Source organism: Pantoea sp. AS142 (assembly GCF_037152305.1).
Taxonomy (GTDB): Bacteria; Pseudomonadota; Gammaproteobacteria; order Enterobacterales; family Enterobacteriaceae; genus Pantoea.
The window spans coordinates 50,649-71,648 of record NZ_JBBCMO010000002.1; the positions used below are offsets into that span (position 1 = coordinate 50,649).

The window sequence follows — 21,000 nt, forward strand, 5'->3', positions numbered from 1 at the left end:
TAAATTACCAGGTTAAATACTTGAGTGTTTTACCAGGTTAAATAGTTGACCAATTCACTCGGGAATGTCAGACTTCACGGCATCTGTTGCTAATCCTCCGATAACCGGACGCTATTGAGGTTGTACGCTATGAGACTGACATCCAAAGGACGTTATGCTGTTACTGCAATGCTGGACGTTGCCCTTCACTCCCACGAAGGCCCGGTCCCGCTGGCTGATATTTCAGAGCGTCAGGGCATTTCGCTCTCCTATCTGGAGCAGTTATTCTCCCGACTGCGTAAAAATGACCTGGTCTCCAGCGTACGCGGTCCCGGCGGTGGTTATCTGTTGGGGAAAGCATCAAATACCATCTCTGTTGGTGAAGTGATCACCGCTGTTGATGAGTCGGTTGATGCCACCAAATGTCAGGGCAAAGAAGGGTGTCAGGGCGGTGAGCGTTGCCTGACTCATGTGCTGTGGCGCGATCTGAGTGTGCGTATCAGTGACTTCCTGAACAACATTACACTGGCTGAGCTGGTGAATAATCAGGAGATCCTGGATGTGGCCGATCGACAGAATGCGATTGATAATCGTCGCTTCCAGAGTCCGCGCACCCAGGAAATTAACGTTAACCAACGCGCCTCGTAATCCCCGCTGTTCCGGCCCTTACTGCTAACGCGGTCAGGGCCGAATCTGCTATAAAGACGTATGATTTTTTATACGGAGCTGTAGCGCAATGAAATTACCGATTTACCTGGATTACGCCGCCACCACGCCGGCCGATCCGCGTGTGGCCAGCAAAATGATGCAGTTTCTGACGCTGGATGGCACGTTCGGTAATCCGGCCTCGCGATCGCACCGTTTTGGCTGGCAGTCTGAAGAAGCGGTCGATGTTGCCCGTAATCAGATCGCCGAACTGGTCAACGCCGACCCGCGCGAAATCGTCTTTACCTCGGGTGCCACTGAATCTGATAACCTCGCGATCAAAGGCGCAGCCCACGCCCATCAGGCGCGCGGCAAACATATCATTACCAGCCAGACGGAACACAAAGCGGTGCTCGACAGCTGCCAGCAGCTGGAGCGTGAAGGCTTTGCTGTCACCTATCTTACCCCGGCCGCCAACGGCATTATCTCGCCTGACCAGCTGCGTGCAGCGCTACGCGACGACACCCTTTTAGTCACCCTGATGCACGTTAATAATGAAACCGGGGTAATTCAGGATATCGCCGCCTTTGGCGAACTCTGCCGTGAACGTGAGATTCTGTTTCATGTGGATGCCACCCAGAGCGTCGGTAAGTTGCCCATCGACCTTAGCCAGTTACCGGTCGATTTGATGTCCTTCTCTGCCCACAAACTTTACGGACCAAAAGGCATCGGGGCGCTCTATGTTCGGCGTAAGCCGCGCGTGGAGATCGCTGCGCAGATCCACGGCGGCGGACATGAACGCGGGATGCGATCCGGGACATTGCCGGTACATCAGATTGTCGGCATGGGCGAAGCCTATCGTATCGCGGCAGACGAGCGCGAAACCGAGATGGCGCGTCTGCAGAATCTGCGCGATCGTCTGTGGCAGGGCATCAGCACACTGCCGGACGTGACCCTGAATGGCGATCTAAACCGGCGTGCACCGAACATTCTTAACCTCAGTTTCGCTGACGTTGAGGGGGAATCACTGATCATGGCGCTGAAAGATCTGGCGCTCTCTTCCGGCTCGGCCTGTACCTCCGCCAGTCTGGAGCCTTCCTATGTATTACGGGCGCTAGGCGTGAGTGAAGAGCTGGCGCACAGTTCGCTGCGCTTCTCACTGGGACGCTTCACCACGGAGGAAGAGATCGACTACGCCATTGCCCTGGTGCAGAAATCAGTGACCCGTCTGCGGGCCTTAATGAAATCCTGATACCCGGACATAGTCCGGAAACTGTGCCAATATTTGCACTTCGCTGGCAACGCCTGACGGAATTTGTTATCAGGTCTCTCTGCGAATTACATTTAACATCTTATTAAAGCCGTTATAACAATCAGGCTGGATGAAACAGATAACGATTACGGAGCTTTTCGATGACCACACAACCGATGACAATTACGCTTAGCAGCCAGCCCGCCGATGCGCGCTGGGGCGAAAAAGCGATTCTCAGCAGCAACGACAGCGGTATGACACTGCATCTGACTGGCGCGGATGCGCTGAATATCATCCAGCGTGCAGCGCACAAAATCGACAGCCAGGGGATCCGCCAGGTGGCGCTGACGGGCGAAGGCTGGCACCTTGAGCAGTGCTGGGCATTCTGGCAGGGTTTCCGTGGCCCGAAAGGCCGGCGTCAGGTTGAGTGGCCAGAGCTGGGCGAACATGAGCAAGCGGAGTTCGATCGCCGTCTGAAAATTATCGACTGGGTCCGCAACGTTATTAACCTGCCAGCGGAAGATCTGGGGCCGGAACAGCTGGCACACAATGCAGTCGACCTGATCAGTGAGGTGGGCGGCAGCGCCGTCAGCTATCGCATCACCAAAGGCGATGATCTGCGGGTTCAGGGCTATACGGGCCTGCACACAGTGGGACGCGGTTCAAATCGCCCGCCGGTCTATCTGGCGCTCGATTACAACCCGAGCGGCGATGAGAATGCCCCGGTCTACGCCTGTCTGGTTGGTAAAGGCATTACCTTTGATACCGGCGGCTACAGCCTGAAGCAGAGCAGCTTCATGGACTCAATGAAGTCTGATATGGGCGGCGCAGCGACCGTCACTGGCGCGCTGGCCATGGCAATTTCGCGCGGTCTGAACAAGCGTGTCAAACTCTACCTTTGCTGCGCCGATAACATGGTGAGCAGCAACGCCTTTAAACTGGGCGACATCATTCGCTATCGCAACGGCAAATCGGTAGAAGTGATGAACACGGATGCGGAAGGGCGCCTGGTACTGGCCGACGGTTTAATCGACGCCAGCGAGCAGAATCCGACGCTGATCATTGACGCCGCGACGCTGACCGGCGCGGCCAAGACGGCGCTAGGCAATGATTACCATGCGCTGTTTACCTTTGATGATGTGATGGCGCAGTCGCTGATGGGCAGCGCAGTGAGTGAGAATGAACCTTTCTGGCGTCTGCCGCTGGCAGAATTCCATCGCAGCCATCTGCCGTCTAACTTTGCCGATCTCAATAATATCGCCAGCCCGTCTCATGCGGCGGGTGCCAGTAGCGCGGCAGCGTTCCTGTCACACTTCGTCAGCAATTATCAGCAAGGCTGGCTGCACATCGACTGCTCCGCAACCTATCGCAAAGGCGCAGTTGACCAGTGGGCGGCGGGTGCAACCGGTCTTGGCGTGCGTACCATCGCCAATCTGTTACTGAAATAAGCCGATCGCAGCGGTGGTTGATGCTGCCGCTGTTCAGAGGGTAACTATGAATCGTCTTGAAGAGGTGCTGGAGCTGGCGGCCACTGAGCCTGCCCATCGGCCCGAATTTTTTCAACTGCTGCTGGAATCTGATGTCTGGGTGCCAGGTAAAAGCACCACGCAGCAGCTGGATGCCAACACGCCAGTTGATCTGCAGCACTGGGAAAAAGAGGATGGTAACAGCATCATTCCTTTTTTCACGTCAGAACAGGCGATGAGTGAAGCGGTCAGCGGTGAGCAATCCTGGCTGCGTCTGCCGGTACGGACGCTGTTTGAGATCACGCGCGGTGAAACGCTGTTTCTCAATCCCAAACTGCCTTCTGGCAAAGAGTTTACCGCGGCAGAGATTACCCATCTGCTGGAAGATCAGGGCAGCGCGCTAAGCCAGCAAACTGTGCTGGAAGGCGGACAGTCACTGCTGCTGTCTGAGGTGGCGGAACCGCCTGCACAGATGATCGACTCGCTGACTCAGCTGTTCAGTAAGCATAAGCAGGTGCGTCGTGCATTTATCGCCAGCATTCGTGAGCAGGCCGATGAAGCGCCCAATCTGTTGATTGGTATTGAAGCAGATAACAGCATTGAGGCGATTATTCAGGCGGCGGGCAGCGTGGCAACCGATACGCTGCCGGACGATGCGCCGGTTGATATCTGTGAGGTGACGCTGAACGATCGCGGCATCAGCCACTTCTTTACCGCCCACATCCCGCCATTCTATGAGCGTCGCTGGGGCAGTTTCCTGCGCGACTTCAAGGGCAGTGAGCGGATTATCTGAGACAACAAAGTAAACAGGCGGCTTACGAGCCGCCTCATATAGCTGATATCCCGAATCAGGGGGAATCTGGCCGCAACGAATAAGCTTAACGCGCAGGGAACAGGGTCAGAGGAGGAAAGCGTCCCGCGCCATGGACAAAAATGCCGGGAGCGTTTTTGAACAACGCAAAGCGTTGGCCCGGTACGGGCACACCTCAGGGATGAGGTGTGTAATCGCGCGGGCCGAGCGGCCAGGGAGTGGCTTTAGCGACTTGCCGATCTGACCCTGTTTCCTGTGCTGCCTCGTTCTTACAGCGGATCGAATCCGATATTATTAAAAAAACAGGCGGCTCATGGGCCGCCTGTTTTTTATTTCGCGATAGGTAAGTCGTCGCGGCTGCCCCATTCGCCCCAGGAGCCGTCATACAGCGTAACATCCCGTGCGGCCAGCGCCGTCAGAGCCAGAATCAACACCACCGCTGTCACCCCAGAGCCACAACTGGCGACCACTGGCTTTGTAATATCGACGCCAGCATCGGCAAACAGCCTGCGCAGTTCCGCATCCGGCTTAAGTTGTCCCTGTTCAACCAGGCTATTCCACGGCACGTTCAGGCTGTTGGGAATATGTCCGCGATGTAAGCCGGGACGCGGCTCGTCCACTTCGGCGTTAAAGCGGTTGGCGGCACGCGCATCAACAATCTGTGCGCCCCCTTCATGACTGATCAGCAGCACGTCCGTCAGACGTTTCACCCGGCTTTCATCAGCGTGTGCCTCAAATTCACCTTCAGGCAGACAGACTTCGCCGGTTGCCAGCGCAAAACCGGCTTCTTTCCAGCCCTGCAACCCCCCCGCCAGAATCGACACCTGAGCTACACCAAAGGTGTTCAGCATCCACCAGGCGCGCGGCGCGGAAAAGAGATTGCCCTCGTCATACACTACTACGTGCTTATCACTGCTGACGCCCAGCTCGCGCATCGCGACGGCAAAACTCTCGGCGCGCGGCAGCATATGGGGATAGGGACTGGTGTGATCGGAAAGCGCTTCGATATTAAAATAAGGGGCGTTGGGTAAATGACCCGACAGATATTCAGCCTGGATATCGCGAACCGCTTCCATACCGGGTGGCAGCATGCGGGCATCCAGCACCTGAAGCCGCTCATCGTTGTAGTGCTCTTGTAACCAGTCGGCGGACACAAACAGTGGCGTCGTCATAACAACCTCATCTCAGCAATCTGTCTTACCAGTGTCAGGGAATGTGCGCACCATCTCAAGAGAAGCGTTGATTAAATGCGAGCATTGATATGAAATTGCGCTGCGTAATCAAATGACACTCCCTGCGTCCCGGTGAAGGAACTACCATGAAGACACGCAATACCCGGCTGCTACTCAGCATGCTGATTGGTGGCTCGCTGCTGTCAGCGACCCTATTACCTGTTTTGTCTCTCCAGGCGGCAGAAGCACCCGCAACGACTCAGGTCAGCAAACCGCTGACGATTATCGATCTCTCGGAACTGCAGATCGACGGTGCCGCTGCGCTGGTCTTAACCTTCAGTCAGCCGCTGGATGAAAAACAGGATATCGCCCACATCGTCAGGCTGACCGATGATCAACAGGGCCGGGTAGATGGCGGCTGGGAGCTTTCCACTAACCGCAAAACGTTGCGCTTCCGCCATCCCGAGCCGTCCCGTCACTTCACCGTCACGGTGGATGCCGGACTGCGCGCGGCCAGCGGTGAGACGCTGACTGCCAATTACAGCCAGAAAATCGCCACCCGTGATATCCAGCCTATGGTGGGCTTTGCCAGTCGCGGTTCACTGCTGCCGCTGCGTATTACTCAGGGGCTGCCGGTACTGGCGCTGAACGTTGACCAGGTCGATGTCGATTTCTTCCGGATAAAGAATGCCGGCCTGGCGGAATTCCTCTCCCAGTGGAATTACGGTAATACCCTCTCCAGTTGGCAGTCGCAGGATCTGCTGAAAAGCAGCCAACTGGTCTATAGCGGACGCTTTGAGCTTAATCCGGCGCGTAACATCCGTGAAAAACTGCAGCTGCCGATGAGCGACATTACCGCCCTTCAACAGCCGGGCGTCTATCTGGCGGTAATGAAGCAGGCAGGTACCTATCGCTACAGCCAGCCCGCTACGCTTTTTACCCTCAGCGATATTGGCCTGTCACTGCATCGCTTCCCGACCCGGTTCGAACTGTTCGCCCAGAGTCTGGCAAACGGCCAGCCGCTTTCTGGCGTCAGCGTCAGGTTACTGGATGCGAAAGGGCAGGTTCTGCAAAGCGGTACCAGTGACAACACCGGTCATCTGCGCCTCAAGGCGGATGAAAAAGGTAAGCTCCTGCTGGCATTGCAGGGCGAGCAGACCTCGCTGATCGACCTGGCGCGTCCGGCGCTGGATTTAGCGGAGTTTCCGGTTGCCGGGCCTCAGGGCTATGACAAACAGCTGTTTGTCTTTGGCCCGCGCGATATCTACCGCCCAGGCGAAACGGTTATCGTGAATGCGCTGCTTCGCGATGCCGACGGACACCCCTTGCCTGCCCAGCCGATCAAAGCGGAACTGGTGCAACCCGACGGTCAGGTAATGCGTACCTTTGTCTGGCAGCCTGACGCGGGATTCTACCAGCAACGGCTGGCCCTGCCCGCCTCGGCGATGACCGGCGACTGGATGCTGCGACTGAATACCGGCGATAACCTGACGCGACAGTGGCATTTCCACGTCGAGGATTTTCTGCCAGAACGTATGACGTTGACCCTGAAAAACGACCCTCAGCCGCAGCCCAATGATGCCAGTGTTGAATTCGGTATTGAGGGACGCTATCTCTATGGCGCGCCTGCCGTGGGTAACACGTTACAGGGACAACTCTATCTGCGACCGGCACGCGAGGCGGTGACTGCACTGCCCGGCTACCAGTTTGGTGACATCACCGAAGAGGGGTTAAAGCGCACGCTGGATGAGGTGGATCTCCAGCTTGACGCCAGCGGTAAAGCACAACTGACGGTAGAGAATCAGTGGGATCAGCTCCACTCCCCGCTCAATCTGATCCTGCAGGCCAGCCTGCTGGAGACCGGCGGACGTCCGGTCACCCGTCGGGCCACCCAGGCCATCTGGCCCGCTGACGCGCTGCCAGGTATCCGGCCGCTGTTTGGTAACAAGGCGGTTTATGACTACCGCAGTGACCGCTATCACGATGAGCCGACCGTGCCGGAACAGAGCCTGGCCGAATTCGACATTGTCTATGCCAATAGTCAGGGCAAAAAACTGGCGGCAGAGAAGCTGGATGTGCGCCTGATCCGTGAACGCCGTGATGACTTCTGGAGCTTCTCTGACAGTGAAGGCTGGCAGTCGCAGTATAACAACAAGGATCTGCAGGAAGATGAACGCGCCATCTCTGTCCCGGCTGACGGCAGCACCAAAGTCAGCTTCCCGGTCGAGTGGGGCCACTACCGGCTGGAAGTTCAGGCGGGCGAAAAGATCGTCAGCAGTGTGCGGTTCCAGGCGGGTTATGACTGGCAGGATAACACCCACGGCACGGGTGCATTGCGTCCCGATCAGGTCAGACTGAAGCTGGATAAAGCGGCTTATCAACCTGGCGATACCGTGCATCTGCAGGTTGAGTCACCAGCGGCCGGTAAAGGTTATCTGATGGTGGAGTCGAGCAGCGGCACCCTCTGGTGGCAACCGCTGACCGTACCGCAGGGCGGCACAACGGTAGATGTGCCGGTGGCTGAGAGCTGGCGGCGTCACGATCTTTACTTCAGTGCCATCGTGGTGCGTGACGGCGATAAGGTCAGTGGTGCCACGCCAAAACGCGCAGTGGGGCTGTTACACCTGCCGATGGCGACGGAGGCGCGCCGCTTAAACCTGACGCTGGCTGCACCGGATAAAATCCGCCCCGATCAAAACCTGACGCTCAGGGTTCATGCCAGCCGTGACGGTGGCCCACTGCCTGAAAAAGTAAATGTGCTGCTGTCAGCGGTGGACAGCGGCGTATTGAGCGTGACGGATTTCAAAACGCCCGATCCGTGGCAGGCTTTCTTTGGCCGCAAGCGCTACAACGTCGATCAGTACGATGTGTTTGGTCAGCTGATCGAAGGCGGTGGCCGGCTGGCGGCGCTGCGGTTTGGTGGAGATGGCGAAGATGAATCGATGACGCGCGGCGGTAAAAAGCCGGTGACGCACGTCAATATCGTCGCACAACAGTTACAGGCGGTGACGCTAGATAAAGAGGGCAACGGATCGATTACGCTGCCGATCCCGGCCTTTAATGGTGAACTCCGGCTGATGACCCAGGCCTGGAGCGATGACAGCTTCGGTGCCGCAGAGCGCAAACTGGTGGTCGCGGCGCCCCTGATCAGCGAGCTGGCTACCCCACGTTTCCTTGCCAGCGGCGATACCGCATCCCTGGCGCTGGATCTCACTAACCTGACCGACCTGCCGCAAACCCTGAAGGTGGAACTGTCCAGCAGTGGCCTGGTGGATCTGGCCGGTGCTGCCAGTCAGAGTGTGACGCTGGCTAAAGGTGCACGCACCACATTGCAGATTCCGGTTACGGCGAAAACCGGTTTTGGTGAAGGCGAGGTTGCCGTGCAGATTTCCGGTCTGAATCTGCCGGGTGAGCAGGTGAAATCTGGCAAACAGCAGTGGAAAATTGGCGTCAGACCACCTTATCCGGCGCAGACGCTGAACTTTGATGCCGTTATCAATCCCGATCAGCCCTGGCAGGTTGCGGCTGCGGCATTCGCAGGGCTGGATGCTCAGACTCTGAGTGGACAGCTGACGCTGAGCAATCGACCGCCGCTGAACATCGCCCGCTATATCAGTGCACTTTACGCCTATCCCTACGGCTGTCTGGAACAGACCAGTAGCGGCCTCTGGCCTTCGCTCTACACCAGCCATGCTGAGCTGACCGCCATGGGCATTAAAACCAGCAGCGATGAGGCGCGTCGGGCCGCAGTCGACACCGGTATTGCCCGTCTGGCCGGGATGCAACGGGCTAACGGCAGCTTCGGGCTGTGGGATAAACAGAGTGAAGAGGAGTTCTGGCTAACGCCTTATGTCACGGACTTTCTGCTGCGCGCCAGTGAGGCAGGCTATGCGCTACCGGATAATGTGGTTGATCGCGCTAACGCACGGCTGTTGCGCTATCTGCAGGACCCATCGCAGATCAGCGGCGGCGGCAGTGAAAACAACGCCGCGCTGCAGTTTAGCGTTCAGGCTTACGCCGGACTGGTGCTGGCGCGTCAGCAGCGCGCACCACTGGGCGCGCTGCGCGCAGTGTACCAGCAGCGAGAGAAGTCCCGCTCCGGCCTGGCGCTGATGCAACTCGGCGTAGCGCTGAAGCTGATGGGTGACGGGCAGCGGTCGCAGCAGGCGATCATGCAGGGTGCCACGCTGACGCGCTCAGATAAAGAGTGGTATGGCGACTATGGCAGCACGGTGCGCGATCAGGGGATGATGATTGCCCTGTTAGCAGAGAATAAGCTTCAGCCTGATCTGCAAAATAGTCTGCTGCTGTCGCTGTCAAAAGAGGTCAACGGCAAGCGCTGGTTCTCGACCCAGGAGAATAACGCGCTCTATTCAGCAGCGCATACTCTGCAGCGTGCGCAGGGCGGAAGCTGGCAGGCGCAGCTGTCGGGCAATGCACAGCCCCTGCAGGGCGAGGCGCCACTGAATAAAGGGGTTGCGGCTGAACGCCTGTTGCAGGGCTTAGCCATCCGTAATCCGGGCAGTGCGCCGCTGTATGGTCGTCTGGATGTGACAGGCTATCCGCTGACCGCCCCGCAGCCGGAGAGCAATGTGCTCGGGATAAAACGTGAATACTTTACCCTGGATGGCAAAGCCGCCGATCTCAGTAATCTGCGCAGCGGCGAGTTGCTGGTGGTGCGTCTGACCGTTTCGTCGAAACGCAGCATCAGCGATGCGCTGGTGGTGGATCTGCTGCCTGCCGGTCTGGAGCTGGAAAACCAGAACCTGGCCGACAGCAGCGCCAGCCTCGGCGACAGTGCGGATGCGCTGAAAGAGAGCATGGGCGATATGCAGCAGGCTGACATTAAGCACATTGAGTTCCGCGACGATCGCTTTGTCGCAGCACTGGCGGTTGATACCTATCGTCCCGCGACGCTGATCTATCTGGCACGGGCAGTCACACCAGGTCGCTATCTGATGCCGCCATCGCAGGTCGAGTCAATGTATGTGCCGGAGTGGCGCGCCACCGGCAGTACGCCGTCGCAGTTGCATATTCAGTAAGTGACGCGACGCGTGGTAAAAATCAGCACTATCAAAAAGCGGTGGTTCGTGCTGCCGCTTTTTTTTCTGGCGCTGTGGCTGTTGACGTGGGGGCTGGATCGGCTATTCCCGTTACCGCTTAAACAGGTGCAGCCTTCGCGAATGATTGTTGCCAGCGACGGCACGCCCCTGTGGCGTTTTGCTGACAGCAAGGGGATCTGGCGCTATCCGGTTACGCCAGAGGACGTTGCTCCGGCCTATCTGCAGGCGCTGCTCACCTATGAAGATCGTTGGTTCTGGTATCACCCCGGCATCAATCCCCTGGCGCTGCTACGCGCCGCCTGGCAGGATCTCCGCCATCAGAGCGTGATTTCCGGGGGCAGCACCCTGACCATGCAGGTTGCACGCCTTATCGACCCGCAACCCCGTACGCTGCGCGGTAAGCTGGTTCAGGCCTGGCGCGCGCTGCAGCTTGAGTGGCATCTTTCTAAACGTGACATTCTGATGATCTACCTTAACCGTGCGCCCTTTGGCGGCACGCTGGAAGGGGTGGGGGCGGCAAGCTGGAGCTGGCTGGGAAAAGCCCCGTTACAGCTGACGCCGGGTGAGGCAGCGCTGCTGGCCGTTTTGCCGCAGGCACCCAGCCGTCTGCGCCCCGATCGCTGGCCTGAACGGGCGGAAGCCGCACGCAATAAAGTGCTGGATCGGCTGGCGCAATACCGTATCTGGACACCTGAACAGGTGGCGGAAATTCGTCAGGAACCGGTGTGGCTGCCACCGCGACAGATGCCGCAGATGGCGCCGCTGCTGGCCCGGCGGCTACTGTCGATCAGCCGCAACGATAAAATTGTCTCTACGCTCGACCCCTCACTGCAGCGCGAACTGGAAAGTCTGGCGCTGAACGTTAAAAACCAGCTTCCGCCGCGCACTTCGCTGGCGATGCTGGTGGTGGATCACACCACCATGGCGGTGCGCGGCTACGTCGGCTCGGCTGACTTTACCGATGACAGCCGTTTTGGTCATGTGGATATGATCGCCAGCGTGCGCTCGCCAGGCTCGGTGTTAAAACCCTTGATTTACGGTATGGCGCTGGACGAGGGGCTGATTCATGCCGAATCACTGCTGCAGGATGTACCACGTCGCTTTGGTGATTACCGGCCAGGCAATTTCGACACTGGGTTTCACGGGCCGGTCAGTGCCAGTGAAGCGCTGGTGCGATCCCTGAATCTGCCCGCCGTGCAGCTGCTGGAAGCGCTGGGACCGAAAAACGTCGCAGCGCGTCTGCGCAATGTCGGTCTCAACTTACGTTTCCCGCCCGGCGCTGAACCTAATCTTTCCCTGATTCTCGGCGGCACCGGGGCGCGGATGGATGAGATCGTGGCGGCCTACAGCGCCTTTGCCCGCCACGGCAACGCCGGTCAGCTGCGCTGGATGCCCGATCAACCCTTGCAGCAGCGGCCGCTGCTTTCGCCTGAGTCGGCGTGGATCATCCGGCGTATCCTGGCCGGCGAAGCCCAGCCTGCGGGTAATGGTAGCGTACCCGACGTGGTGCCACTGGCATGGAAAACCGGCACCAGTTACGGCTATCGCGACGCCTGGTCGGTCGGCATTAATCCCCGTTATCTGATTGGTGTCTGGGTCGGACGACCGGATGCCACCCCGGTTGCCGGGCAGTTTGGTTTTGCCTCTGCCGTGCCGATCATGAATCAGATTAATAGCATGCTGATGAGCCGCCTCGGCAGGCGGGACGTGCCGGGCGATCCGCGACCGGCCTCGGTGACGGTGGCGACCATTTGCTGGCCTGGCGGTCAGCCGCTGCCCGCCGGAGACGAAAATTGCCGCCAGCGACGACAAAGCTGGGTCGCCTCGGACACGTTGCCGCCAACCCTGCTTGCCCCCGGTCAGGAGAGCCACAGCGGATTACACATAGGCTACTGGCAGAATGCGCAGGGAATGCGCGTGGCAGCGGATTGCCCCGGCGCCACCCGTCACGAACGGCGGGTCTGGCCACTGCCGCTGGAAGCCTGGCTGCCGCCTCAGGAGCGGCGGGCGCAACGCCTGCCGCCTGTGGATACCCATTGTCCGCCGTTACAGCAGGGCAGTCGCGCACCGCTGATCGTCACCGGCGTGATTGAGGGGCAAATCGTCAGGCCGCTGCCGGGCAATAGTACGCTGACGATCCCGGTAGCGGTGCAGGGGGGGCAGGGCGCACAGCGCTGGTGGTTCCTGAATGGTGAGCCTTTGATGACGCAAAACGCCGCGGACAGCCTGTCACTGTATCTCAATAATCCGGGCGAGTACCAGTTGGTGGTGATGGATGAAGAGGGGCAACTTGTCTCGGTCACCTTCAGTCGGGGCTGATGATTTTTTGCGCTAAATCATAGTTGTGGCGCGCCTGCTTCGACTCAGATCAAGAATTTTCAACAAATTAGGGATCTCTGATAGGCAATGCCAGACTCAGCCCCTATAATCGGCGCCGTTTCTAACCGGGGCGGACGCCACCGGTTTCTTCAGAACGTCAAGACAGAGGTCATCATGGCAATCGAACGTACTTTTTCTATCATCAAGCCAAACGCCGTCGCTAAAAATGTGATTGGTGCTATCTACAACCGTTTTGAAAGCGCAGGCTTCAAAATCGTTGGCGCAAAAATGCTGCAGCTGAGCAAAGAGCAGGCTGAAGGTTTTTACGCTGAGCACCAGGGCAAGCCATTCTTCGAGGGTCTGGTTGAATTCATGACCTCTGGCCCGGTCGTTGTTTCCGTGCTGGAAGGTGAAAATGCTGTTCAGCGTCACCGTGACCTGATGGGTGCCACTAACCCGGCAAACGCTCTGGCTGGCACACTGCGTGCTGACTACGCTGACAGCTTCACCGAAAACGCCACGCACGGTTCAGATTCAGCTGAATCCGCTGCCCGCGAAATCGCCTACTTCTTTGGCGAAAACGAAATCTGCCCACGTACCCGTTAATCGCCTGGCGATAAACGTTACGTCGGCTTTACAAAAATCTGCCTGAGGGAGGCCACTCCCGCCTGTTATCAGGCTGCAGATGTTGTACAATATTGCGCCTTCATTGACTCCGCTTAATGAAGGCGCAATTTTTTACCTATCACTGAACAACGCCATAACGTGTAACAACGAGGCCAGAGAATATTATGTCCGAACAGATTGTGACGTCCGCGTCCGCATCCCCCATTGTCGTCTCCCCTAAAAACCAGAAAATAAACCTGCTGGATCTCAATCGTCAGCAGATGCGCGAATTCTTCCTGTCACTGGGCGAAAAACCGTTCCGCGCCGATCAGGTCATGAAGTGGATTTACCACTACTGCTGCGATGACTTCGAGCAGATGACCGACATCAACAAAAAGCTGCGTAACCGACTGATGGAATTGACAGAGATCCGTGCGCCAGAAGTGGCGGAAGAGATGCGCTCTACCGATGGCACCATTAAATGGGCCATTCGCGTGGGCGATCAACTGGTGGAAACGGTCTATATCCCGGAAGGCGATCGCGCCACGCTCTGTGTCTCTTCACAGGTGGGTTGTGCGCTGGAGTGTAAATTCTGTTCGACCGCACAGCAGGGCTTTAACCGTAACCTGCGGGTGTCAGAAATTATTGGTCAGGTATGGCGTGCGGCGAAAATTGTCGGCGCAGCGAAAATCACCGGCCAGCGTCCTATCACCAACGTGGTGATGATGGGCATGGGCGAGCCGCTGCTCAACCTTAATAACGTGGTTCCGGCGATGGAGATCATGCTGGATGACTTCGGTTTTGGTCTGTCGAAGCGTCGCGTGACGCTCTCTACCTCGGGTGTGGTGCCTGCGCTGGATAAACTGGGCGATATGATCGACGTCGCGCTGGCGATTTCACTGCATGCGCCGAATGATAAGCTGCGTGATGATATTGTCCCAATCAACAAAAAGTACAATATCGAAACCTTCCTGGCGGCAGTAAAACGCTACATTGGTAAATCTAACGCCAATCAGGGACGCGTGACCATTGAGTACGTATTGCTGGATCATGTTAATGACAGCACAGATGATGCGCATGAGCTTGCCGCATTACTGAAAGAAACACCGTGTAAAATCAACCTGATTCCCTGGAACCCCTTCCCGGGTGCGCCGTATGGTCGTAGCTCAAACAGCCGCATCGATCGTTTTTCCAAGGTCCTGATGGACTATGGTTTTACCACCATTGTGCGTAAAACCCGTGGCGACGACATTGATGCCGCCTGTGGTCAGTTAGCCGGAGAGGTGATTGACCGTACCAAGCGAACAATGCGTAAAAAAATGGCAGGTGAAGCCATATCTGTGAAGGCTCTCTAGAAGGGTGACAGAGTGCGTTTCCTGAAGTGATGACGCATGGCAGGCTGCAGGCTGTCAACGTCAACCGGATGGGAACGATTATGCGTAACGGATTACCTGCAGTTTTACTGGCGCTGTTTGTTGTAAGCGGGTGTGTCAGCGAGCCGCATCAACCCGGCGCTGAAGAGGTGCGTCTGCAATTAGGAATGCACTATCTGGCGGGGGGAGACTATGCTGCGGCTGAGCGGAACTTTCTGCGGGCACAGGCCGCCGCGCCAGAGGATTACCGGGTCTCGCTTGCGCTGGCACGACTGGCGCAGAAGCAGGGTAATCAGACAGCCGCCCAGGCGCAGTTTATACGGGCACAGCAGCAGGCCCCGGATAATGGTTTTGTTGCTAACAATTACGGTGCGTTTCTCTGCGCTTTAAGGCAGTATGACGAAGCGCATCAACAGTTTAGTTGGGCAAGAGAAGCACAGCAGTTTGATGCACGCAATGATGCGCTTGAACTGGCGGGATTTTGTTACCTGCAGGCTGGCAATGTTGCCGCAGCACGCAGGACATTACGCCAGACCATTGAGGCTGACAGGCGCAAAGCGGACTCGCTGCTATCGGAAGCTGAAAAGCAGATGACAGACAACCAACTGGCGAAGGTGCAGATTTTGCTCGACGTTTACCAGCAACAGTTGCCCGAAACGGCACGCAGTCTGGCGTTACACTTACGTTTCGCCGCGCTACAGGGAAATGCCGCTGACGTTTTACGTTATGGCGACCAGTTAGCGCGACGTTTTCCGCAATCGATACAGTACCAGCGTTATTTAGCTAATGAATACTGAAGCCACTCAAGAAAACTCTGCATTACACTCAACAGGCGAACGCCTGCGTCTGGCCCGTGAGCAGATGGGGCTGACGCAGCAGAACGTCGCTGAACGCCTGTGCCTGAAACTTTCTACCGTGCGTGACATTGAGGAAGATAAATCGCCTGCCGATCTGGCCTCCACGTTCCTGCGCGGATACATTCGCTCCTACGCGCGTCTGGTGCACATTCCTGAAGAGGAACTGCTACCGATGATGGCGAAACAGACACCTGTTCGGGCTACAAAGATCGAGCCGATGCAAAGTTTCTCACTGGGCAAGCGCCGCAAGAAACGCGACGGCTGGTTGATGATTTTCACCTGGCTAGTGGTGTTTGTAGTGGTGGGGCTGACCGGTGCCTGGTGGTGGCAGAATCATAAAGCGTCGCAGGATGATCTGGTGCCGATGACCGATCAGAACAGCAGCGGCGGTGATAACGGTCAGTCGATTCCGCTGGGTGAAACCAGCGGTGACAGCGCAGCGCCTGCTGCGCCGGACGAGAGCAATATCCCCACCCGCGACAATAACGCGGCCAGCACGCCAGCAAGTGCGGCTCCGGCCACCAGTGCCAACAATAGCGCGACCGCCGCCAAGCCGGATACCACCAGCAATGCCGTGGTTTCGCCGAGCCAGGCGCCCGTAGAAAACTCAGCGGCTGCACCTGCAGCCACCCAGTCCGGTACCAGCACATCACCTCAGATGCCAGTGGGGGCAGCGGCGGTCAGTGAACCGGCGGCTGACCCTAACGCGGTGGTGATGACCTTCAACGCCGACTGCTGGCTGGAAGTGAGCGATGCGACTGGCAAAAAACTGTTCAGCGGCATTCAGCGCAGTGGTGGTAAACTCAGCCTCGCAGGAACGCCTCCGTATCGTCTGAAAATTGGCGCGCCTTCCGCGGTTCAGGTGCAATATCAGAATCAGCCCGTTGATTTGAGTCGTTTTATCCGTAATAACCAGGTTGCTCGCCTGACGTTGGGTGCGCAATAACAGCGTATCGCGTACCGGGCAATTGTGGAGAAGAAATATGCATAACGAAGCACCCATTATCCGTCGTAAATCCAAACGCATTTACGTCGGCAAGGTGCCGGTCGGCGACGGCGCGCCAATCGCTGTTCAGTCGATGACCAACACCCGCACCACTGACGTGGCGGCGACGGTAAATCAGATCAAAGCCCTTGAGCGAGTCGGTGTCGACATCGTTCGTATCTCGGTGCCTACCATGGATGCCGCAGAAGCATTCAGGCTGATCAAGCAGCAGGTGAATGTTCCGCTGGTTGCCGATATTCATTTTGACTACCGCATCGCCCTGAAGGTCGCCGAATATGGCGTTGACTGCCTGCGCATCAATCCTGGTAATATCGGGAATAATGAGCGTATTCGTATGGTGGTCGACTGCGCGCGCGACAACAATATTCCGATTCGAATTGGCGTGAACGCCGGTTCGCTGGAAAAAGATCTGCAGGAAAAGTATGGCGAGCCGACGCCGCAAGCGTTGCTGGAATCCGCCATGCGCCATGTCGATCATCTTGACCGTCTCAACTTCGATCAATTCAAAGTCAGCGTAAAAGCCTCTGACGTTTTCCTCGCGGTTGAATCTTATCGTCTGCTGGCGAAACAGATTGAACAGCCACTTCATCTCGGCATTACCGAAGCGGGCGGTGCGCGGGCAGGCGCAGTGAAATCGGCGATTGGACTCGGTCTGCTGCTGTCAGAAGGGATCGGCGATACGCTGCGTATCTCACTGGCGGCCGATCCGGTAGAAGAAGTTAAAGTCGGTTTCGATATCCTGAAATCACTGCGCATTCGCTCTCGTGGTATTAACTTCATCGCCTGTCCAACCTGCTCACGTCAGGAATTTGACGTTATCGGCACGGTTAATGCCCTGGAGCAGCGTCTGGAAGATCTGATCACTCCGATGGATGTCTCCATTATCGGCTGTGTGGTCAACGGACCAGGCGAAGCGACCCTCTCTACGCTGGGCGTGACCGGCGGCAGCAAGAAAAGTGGTTTCTACGAGGATGGTGTACGTCAGCGCGATCGTCTCGACAACAATGACATGATCGACCAGCTGGAAGCGCGTATTCGAGCCAAAGCGTCGATGCTGGATGCCAGTCGACGTATTGATGTGCAGCATCTGGAAAAATAATGGCGTGCGCGGCCTGCGTGCGTGACTTTTTTGACTGAACCTGTGCGGTTTCATCCTCATAAGGTATGATGCCGGACAGGTTTTTTGCATTAAGAGATTTTAACGTGGCGAAGAATATTCAGGCGATTCGCGGGATGAACGACTACCTGCCTGCGGATACTGCCCTCTGGCAACGGATTGAAGGCGTTCTCAAGCAGACGCTGGCGAGCTACGGTTATAGCGAAATTCGCTTACCGCTGGTGGAGCAAACCCCACTGTTTAAACGCGCCATCGGTGAAGTCACCGACGTGGTTGAAAAAGAGATGTATACCTTCGAAGACCGCAACGGTGAAAGCCTGACGCTGCGTCCCGAAGGAACGGCGGGCTGCGTGCGTGCCGGTATCGAACACGGTTTACTCTACAACCAGGAACAGCGCCTGTGGTATATGGGGCCGATGTTCCGCTATGAGCGTCCGCAGAAAGGCCGCTATCGTCAGTTCTACCAGATTGGCGTAGAAGTATTTGGTCTGCAGGGACCGGACATCGATGCTGAACTGATCATGCTGAACGCCCGCTGGTGGAAAGCCCTGGGTATCGCCAATCACGTTCGTCTGGAACTCAATTCTATCGGTTCGCTGGAGGCGCGTGCGCATTACCGTGATGCGCTGGTTGCCTTTCTCGAACAGCACAAAGAGGTGCTGGATGAGGATTGCAAACGCCGCATGTACAGCAATCCGATGCGCGTTCTCGACAGTAAGAATCCCGATATTCAGCAGTTGCTGAATGATGCGCCACAGCTTGGCGACTATCTGGATGACGAATCACGCGAACACTTTAGTGGGCTGTGTGCCTTGCTGGATGATGCCGGAATCAGCTACACCGTCAATCAGCGTCTGGTGCGCGGTCTGGATTACTATAATCGCACCGTAATTGAATGGGTCACCGATAGCCTGGGTTCACAGGGCACGGTATGCGGCGGTGGTCGCTATGATGGCCTGGTGGAGCAGCTCGGTGGCCGCGCAACACCTGCCGTTGGTTTTGCCATGGGCATGGAGCGTCTGGTGCTGCTGGTTCAGGCAGTTAATCCTGAATTTGAACCGACGAGCAATGTGGATGTCTATGTTATCGCTTCAGGTCAGGGCGTGCAGTCTGCTGCAATGCAACTGGCTGAGAAATTGCGTGATGAAGCGCCAGAATTGAGGCTGATGACCAACTTTGGCGGCGGTAACTTCAAGAAGCAATTTGCCCGTGCCGACAAGTGGGGCGCGCGTGTTGCCCTGGTGTTAGGCGAAGATGAAGTCAAAGCCGGTCAGGTCGTGATTAAAGATCTGCGCCGTGGCGAGCAGCAAACGCTGGATCAGGCAGAGGCTGCTGCTGTATTGCGCACGCTGTTACAGTAAGCGTGACACAGCACCAACCATAGAAAGGAGAAGGATTGCGTGGAAGTGTATAGCAATGAGAACGAGCAGACCGACGCGCTGCGCAACTTTTTTGCCAACAACGGCAAGGCGTTAGCCATTGGCGTGGTAATCGGCATTGCTGCGCTGGGTGGCTGGCGTTACTGGAGCAGTCATCAGGATGATACGGCGAAGTCAGTATCTGCGCAGTATCAGCAGCTCACCACTGCCATGCAGGCAGGTAAGCCGGAGACGCTGGAAGCGGTAAACCGTTTTGCCAGTGAAAACAGCAACACGTATGGTGCGCTGGCTGCGATGGATCTGGCGAAGCAGTATGTTGACGCCGGTCAGTTTGATAAAGCCGCGACGCTGCTGCAAAACGGACTGAAAGATACCAAAGATGCCAATCTGCAGGCGGTAATCAACCTGCGGCTGGCACGCATTCAACTGCAACAGAATCAAGCCGATGCGGCACTTAAAACCCTTGACGGTGTGAAGGGTGATGGCTGGACAGCCATTGTGGCCGATATTCGTGGCGAAGCGCTGCTGACCAAAGGCGACAAGCAGGGGGCGCGCGATGCCTGGAGTAAAGGGGTTGAGTCTGACGCCTCTCCGGCATTGAAGCAAATGATGCAGATGAAGATGAATAACTTAAGCTAAGCCAGTCAAGAGAGAGCGCATGGAATTACGTAAATACCTGCTGCCGGGACTGATTTCAGTCACTTTGCTCAGCGGTTGTTCGCTGTTTAGCGGCGAAGAAGATGTAGTAAAAATGGCCCCATTACCGAAGGTGGAAAATCAGTTCACGCCACAGAAAGTGTGGAACACCTCGGTAGGTGACGGCGTCGGTGATTTCTACTCAAATCTGCATCCTGCCTGGCAGGATAATAGGGTTTACGCTGCTGACCGCTTTGGTATCGTCAAAGCGCTGGATGCGGCAGACGGTAAAGAAAAGTGGAAAGCCGATCTCTCTGAGAAAACCGGATTCTTCTCTAAAAATCGCTCAGCCTTGTTATCGGGCGGCCTGACCGCTGATGGCGATCGAGTTTATGTTGGCAGCGAACGTGGCCAGGTTTATGCCCTGAACAGCAGTGATGGTAGCCTGGCCTGGCAGACCAAAGTCGCCGGTGAAGCACTGTCTCGCCCGGTGGTCAGCGATGGTCTGGTGCTGATTCATACCAGCAACGGCATGTTGCAGGGACTGGATCAGAGCAGCGGTGCCGTGAAGTGGAGTGTCAACCTGGATATGCCTGCATTGTCACTGCGCGGTGAATCTGCTCCCGCTGTCGCTTTTGGCGGCGCAATTGTCGGTGGTGATAACGGTCGTGTCAGTGCCGTGGTGCTGAACCAGGGACAACTGATCTGGCAGCAGCGCATTTCTCAGGTCAGCGGTGCCACTGAGATTGATCGTCTTAACGATGTCGATACTACCCCGGTTATCGTCAACGGCGTGGTCTACGCGCTGGCGTACAACGGTAATCTGACCGCACTGGATCTGCGTTCCGGCCAGATTTTATGGAAACGCGAAATTGGCGGTGTCAAAGATCTTATTGTTGATGCCGGCCGCATCTATCTGGTCGATCAGGACGATCGTGTGATTGCGCTTAACGCGGACGGCGGCGTTGCTATCTGGCGTCAAAGCGATCTGCTGCATCGCAACCTGACGTCACCGGTGCTTTACAATGGCTATCTGGTCGTCGGCGACAGCGAAGGTTATCTGCATTGGCTGAACACCACTGATGGTCGTTTTGTCGCGCAGCAGAAACTGGATAGCTCAGGCTTCCAGACCGAGCCGGTGGTCGCCAGCGACAAGCTGCTGATTCAGTCGAAAGAGGGTGAGGTTTATGCGATTACCCGTTAACGGGTAAACCTCTGGCAGGTGAAATCCTCCGCTCCGACGGCTCCTGATTTAATCAGGGGCCGTTTCGTTTTTAGTCAGGCATGGTATTCTTTGCGCCTTAAGCCTGAACTTAACG

At 56.8% G+C, this 21,000-nt stretch carries 15 protein-coding genes; 14 read left to right on the forward strand and 1 reads right to left on the reverse strand.

Features of this window, described 5'->3' with window-relative positions:
- Window positions 1-129 precede the first annotated feature (129 nt).
- The 4 genes from iscR (at window position 130) to sseB (ending at window position 4,135) form a co-directional block, all read left to right on the forward strand.
- Complete coding sequence (iscR, locus tag WFO64_RS05345) at window positions 130-627, forward strand: Fe-S cluster assembly transcriptional regulator IscR (RefSeq protein ID WP_337009639.1); 498 nt, start codon at window positions 130-132, stop codon at window positions 625-627.
- Between the two features lie 88 nt (window positions 628-715).
- Window positions 716-1,876: an IscS subfamily cysteine desulfurase gene (locus WFO64_RS05350; protein WP_337009641.1), complete on the forward strand. Its 1,161-nt coding sequence runs from the start codon at window positions 716-718 to the stop codon at window positions 1,874-1,876.
- 161 nt (window positions 1,877-2,037) lie between these two features.
- A complete protein-coding gene (gene pepB, locus WFO64_RS05355) occupies window positions 2,038-3,324 on the forward strand; it encodes an aminopeptidase PepB (protein WP_337009643.1) in 1,287 nt (428 codons plus the stop codon).
- Window positions 3,325-3,370: 46 nt separating this feature from the next.
- Window positions 3,371-4,135 (forward strand): enhanced serine sensitivity protein SseB, encoded by a 765-nt coding sequence (gene sseB, locus WFO64_RS05360; protein ID WP_337009645.1) that lies wholly within the window; start codon window positions 3,371-3,373, stop codon window positions 4,133-4,135.
- 347 nt (window positions 4,136-4,482) lie between these two features.
- On the opposite strand, the gene sseA is transcribed toward sseB, so the two are convergent.
- Window positions 4,483-5,325, reverse strand: a complete 843-nt coding sequence (gene sseA, locus WFO64_RS05365; RefSeq protein WP_337009647.1) for a 3-mercaptopyruvate sulfurtransferase — start codon at window positions 5,323-5,325, stop codon at window positions 4,483-4,485.
- 146 nt (window positions 5,326-5,471) lie between these two features.
- Between sseA and WFO64_RS05370 the strand changes: the two genes are divergently transcribed.
- The 10 genes from WFO64_RS05370 to bamB all read left to right on the forward strand — a co-directional run bounded on the left by WFO64_RS05370 (window position 5,472) and on the right by bamB (window position 20,885).
- Complete coding sequence (locus WFO64_RS05370; RefSeq protein WP_337009649.1) at window positions 5,472-10,367, forward strand: alpha-2-macroglobulin family protein; 4,896 nt, start codon at window positions 5,472-5,474, stop codon at window positions 10,365-10,367.
- Entirely contained in the window at window positions 10,368-12,707 is a 2,340-nt protein-coding gene (gene pbpC, locus WFO64_RS05375) for a peptidoglycan glycosyltransferase PbpC (RefSeq protein ID WP_442956128.1), read from the forward strand.
- A gap of 174 nt (window positions 12,708-12,881) precedes the next feature.
- A complete protein-coding gene (gene ndk, locus WFO64_RS05380; protein ID WP_337009653.1) occupies window positions 12,882-13,313 on the forward strand; it encodes a nucleoside-diphosphate kinase in 432 nt (143 codons plus the stop codon).
- A gap of 185 nt (window positions 13,314-13,498) precedes the next feature.
- On the forward strand, window positions 13,499-14,668 hold the full coding sequence (locus tag WFO64_RS05385) for a bifunctional tRNA (adenosine(37)-C2)-methyltransferase TrmG/ribosomal RNA large subunit methyltransferase RlmN (RefSeq protein ID WP_337009654.1): 1,170 nt from the start codon (window positions 13,499-13,501) through the stop codon (window positions 14,666-14,668).
- A gap of 80 nt (window positions 14,669-14,748) precedes the next feature.
- On the forward strand, window positions 14,749-15,483 hold the full coding sequence (gene pilW / locus WFO64_RS05390; protein WP_337009656.1) for a type IV pilus biogenesis/stability protein PilW: 735 nt from the start codon (window positions 14,749-14,751) through the stop codon (window positions 15,481-15,483).
- Window positions 15,473-16,489: a cytoskeleton protein RodZ gene (gene rodZ, locus WFO64_RS05395; protein WP_337009658.1), complete on the forward strand. Its 1,017-nt coding sequence runs from the start codon at window positions 15,473-15,475 to the stop codon at window positions 16,487-16,489. Before pilW ends, rodZ begins: the two co-directional genes overlap by 11 nt.
- Window positions 16,490-16,526: 37 nt before the next feature.
- Window positions 16,527-17,648 (forward strand): flavodoxin-dependent (E)-4-hydroxy-3-methylbut-2-enyl-diphosphate synthase, encoded by a 1,122-nt coding sequence (gene ispG / locus WFO64_RS05400; RefSeq protein WP_337009660.1) that lies wholly within the window; start codon window positions 16,527-16,529, stop codon window positions 17,646-17,648.
- Window positions 17,649-17,752: 104 nt separating this feature from the next.
- Complete coding sequence (gene hisS / locus WFO64_RS05405) at window positions 17,753-19,027, forward strand: histidine--tRNA ligase (RefSeq protein WP_337009662.1); 1,275 nt, start codon at window positions 17,753-17,755, stop codon at window positions 19,025-19,027.
- Between the two features lie 39 nt (window positions 19,028-19,066).
- On the forward strand, window positions 19,067-19,684 hold the full coding sequence (locus WFO64_RS05410) for a YfgM family protein (protein ID WP_337009664.1): 618 nt from the start codon (window positions 19,067-19,069) through the stop codon (window positions 19,682-19,684).
- A 19-nt stretch (window positions 19,685-19,703) separates the two neighbouring features.
- Window positions 19,704-20,885, forward strand: coding sequence for an outer membrane protein assembly factor BamB (gene bamB, locus WFO64_RS05415; RefSeq protein WP_337009666.1), 1,182 nt, complete (start codon window positions 19,704-19,706; stop codon window positions 20,883-20,885).
- Window positions 20,886-21,000: the final 115 nt, after the last annotated feature.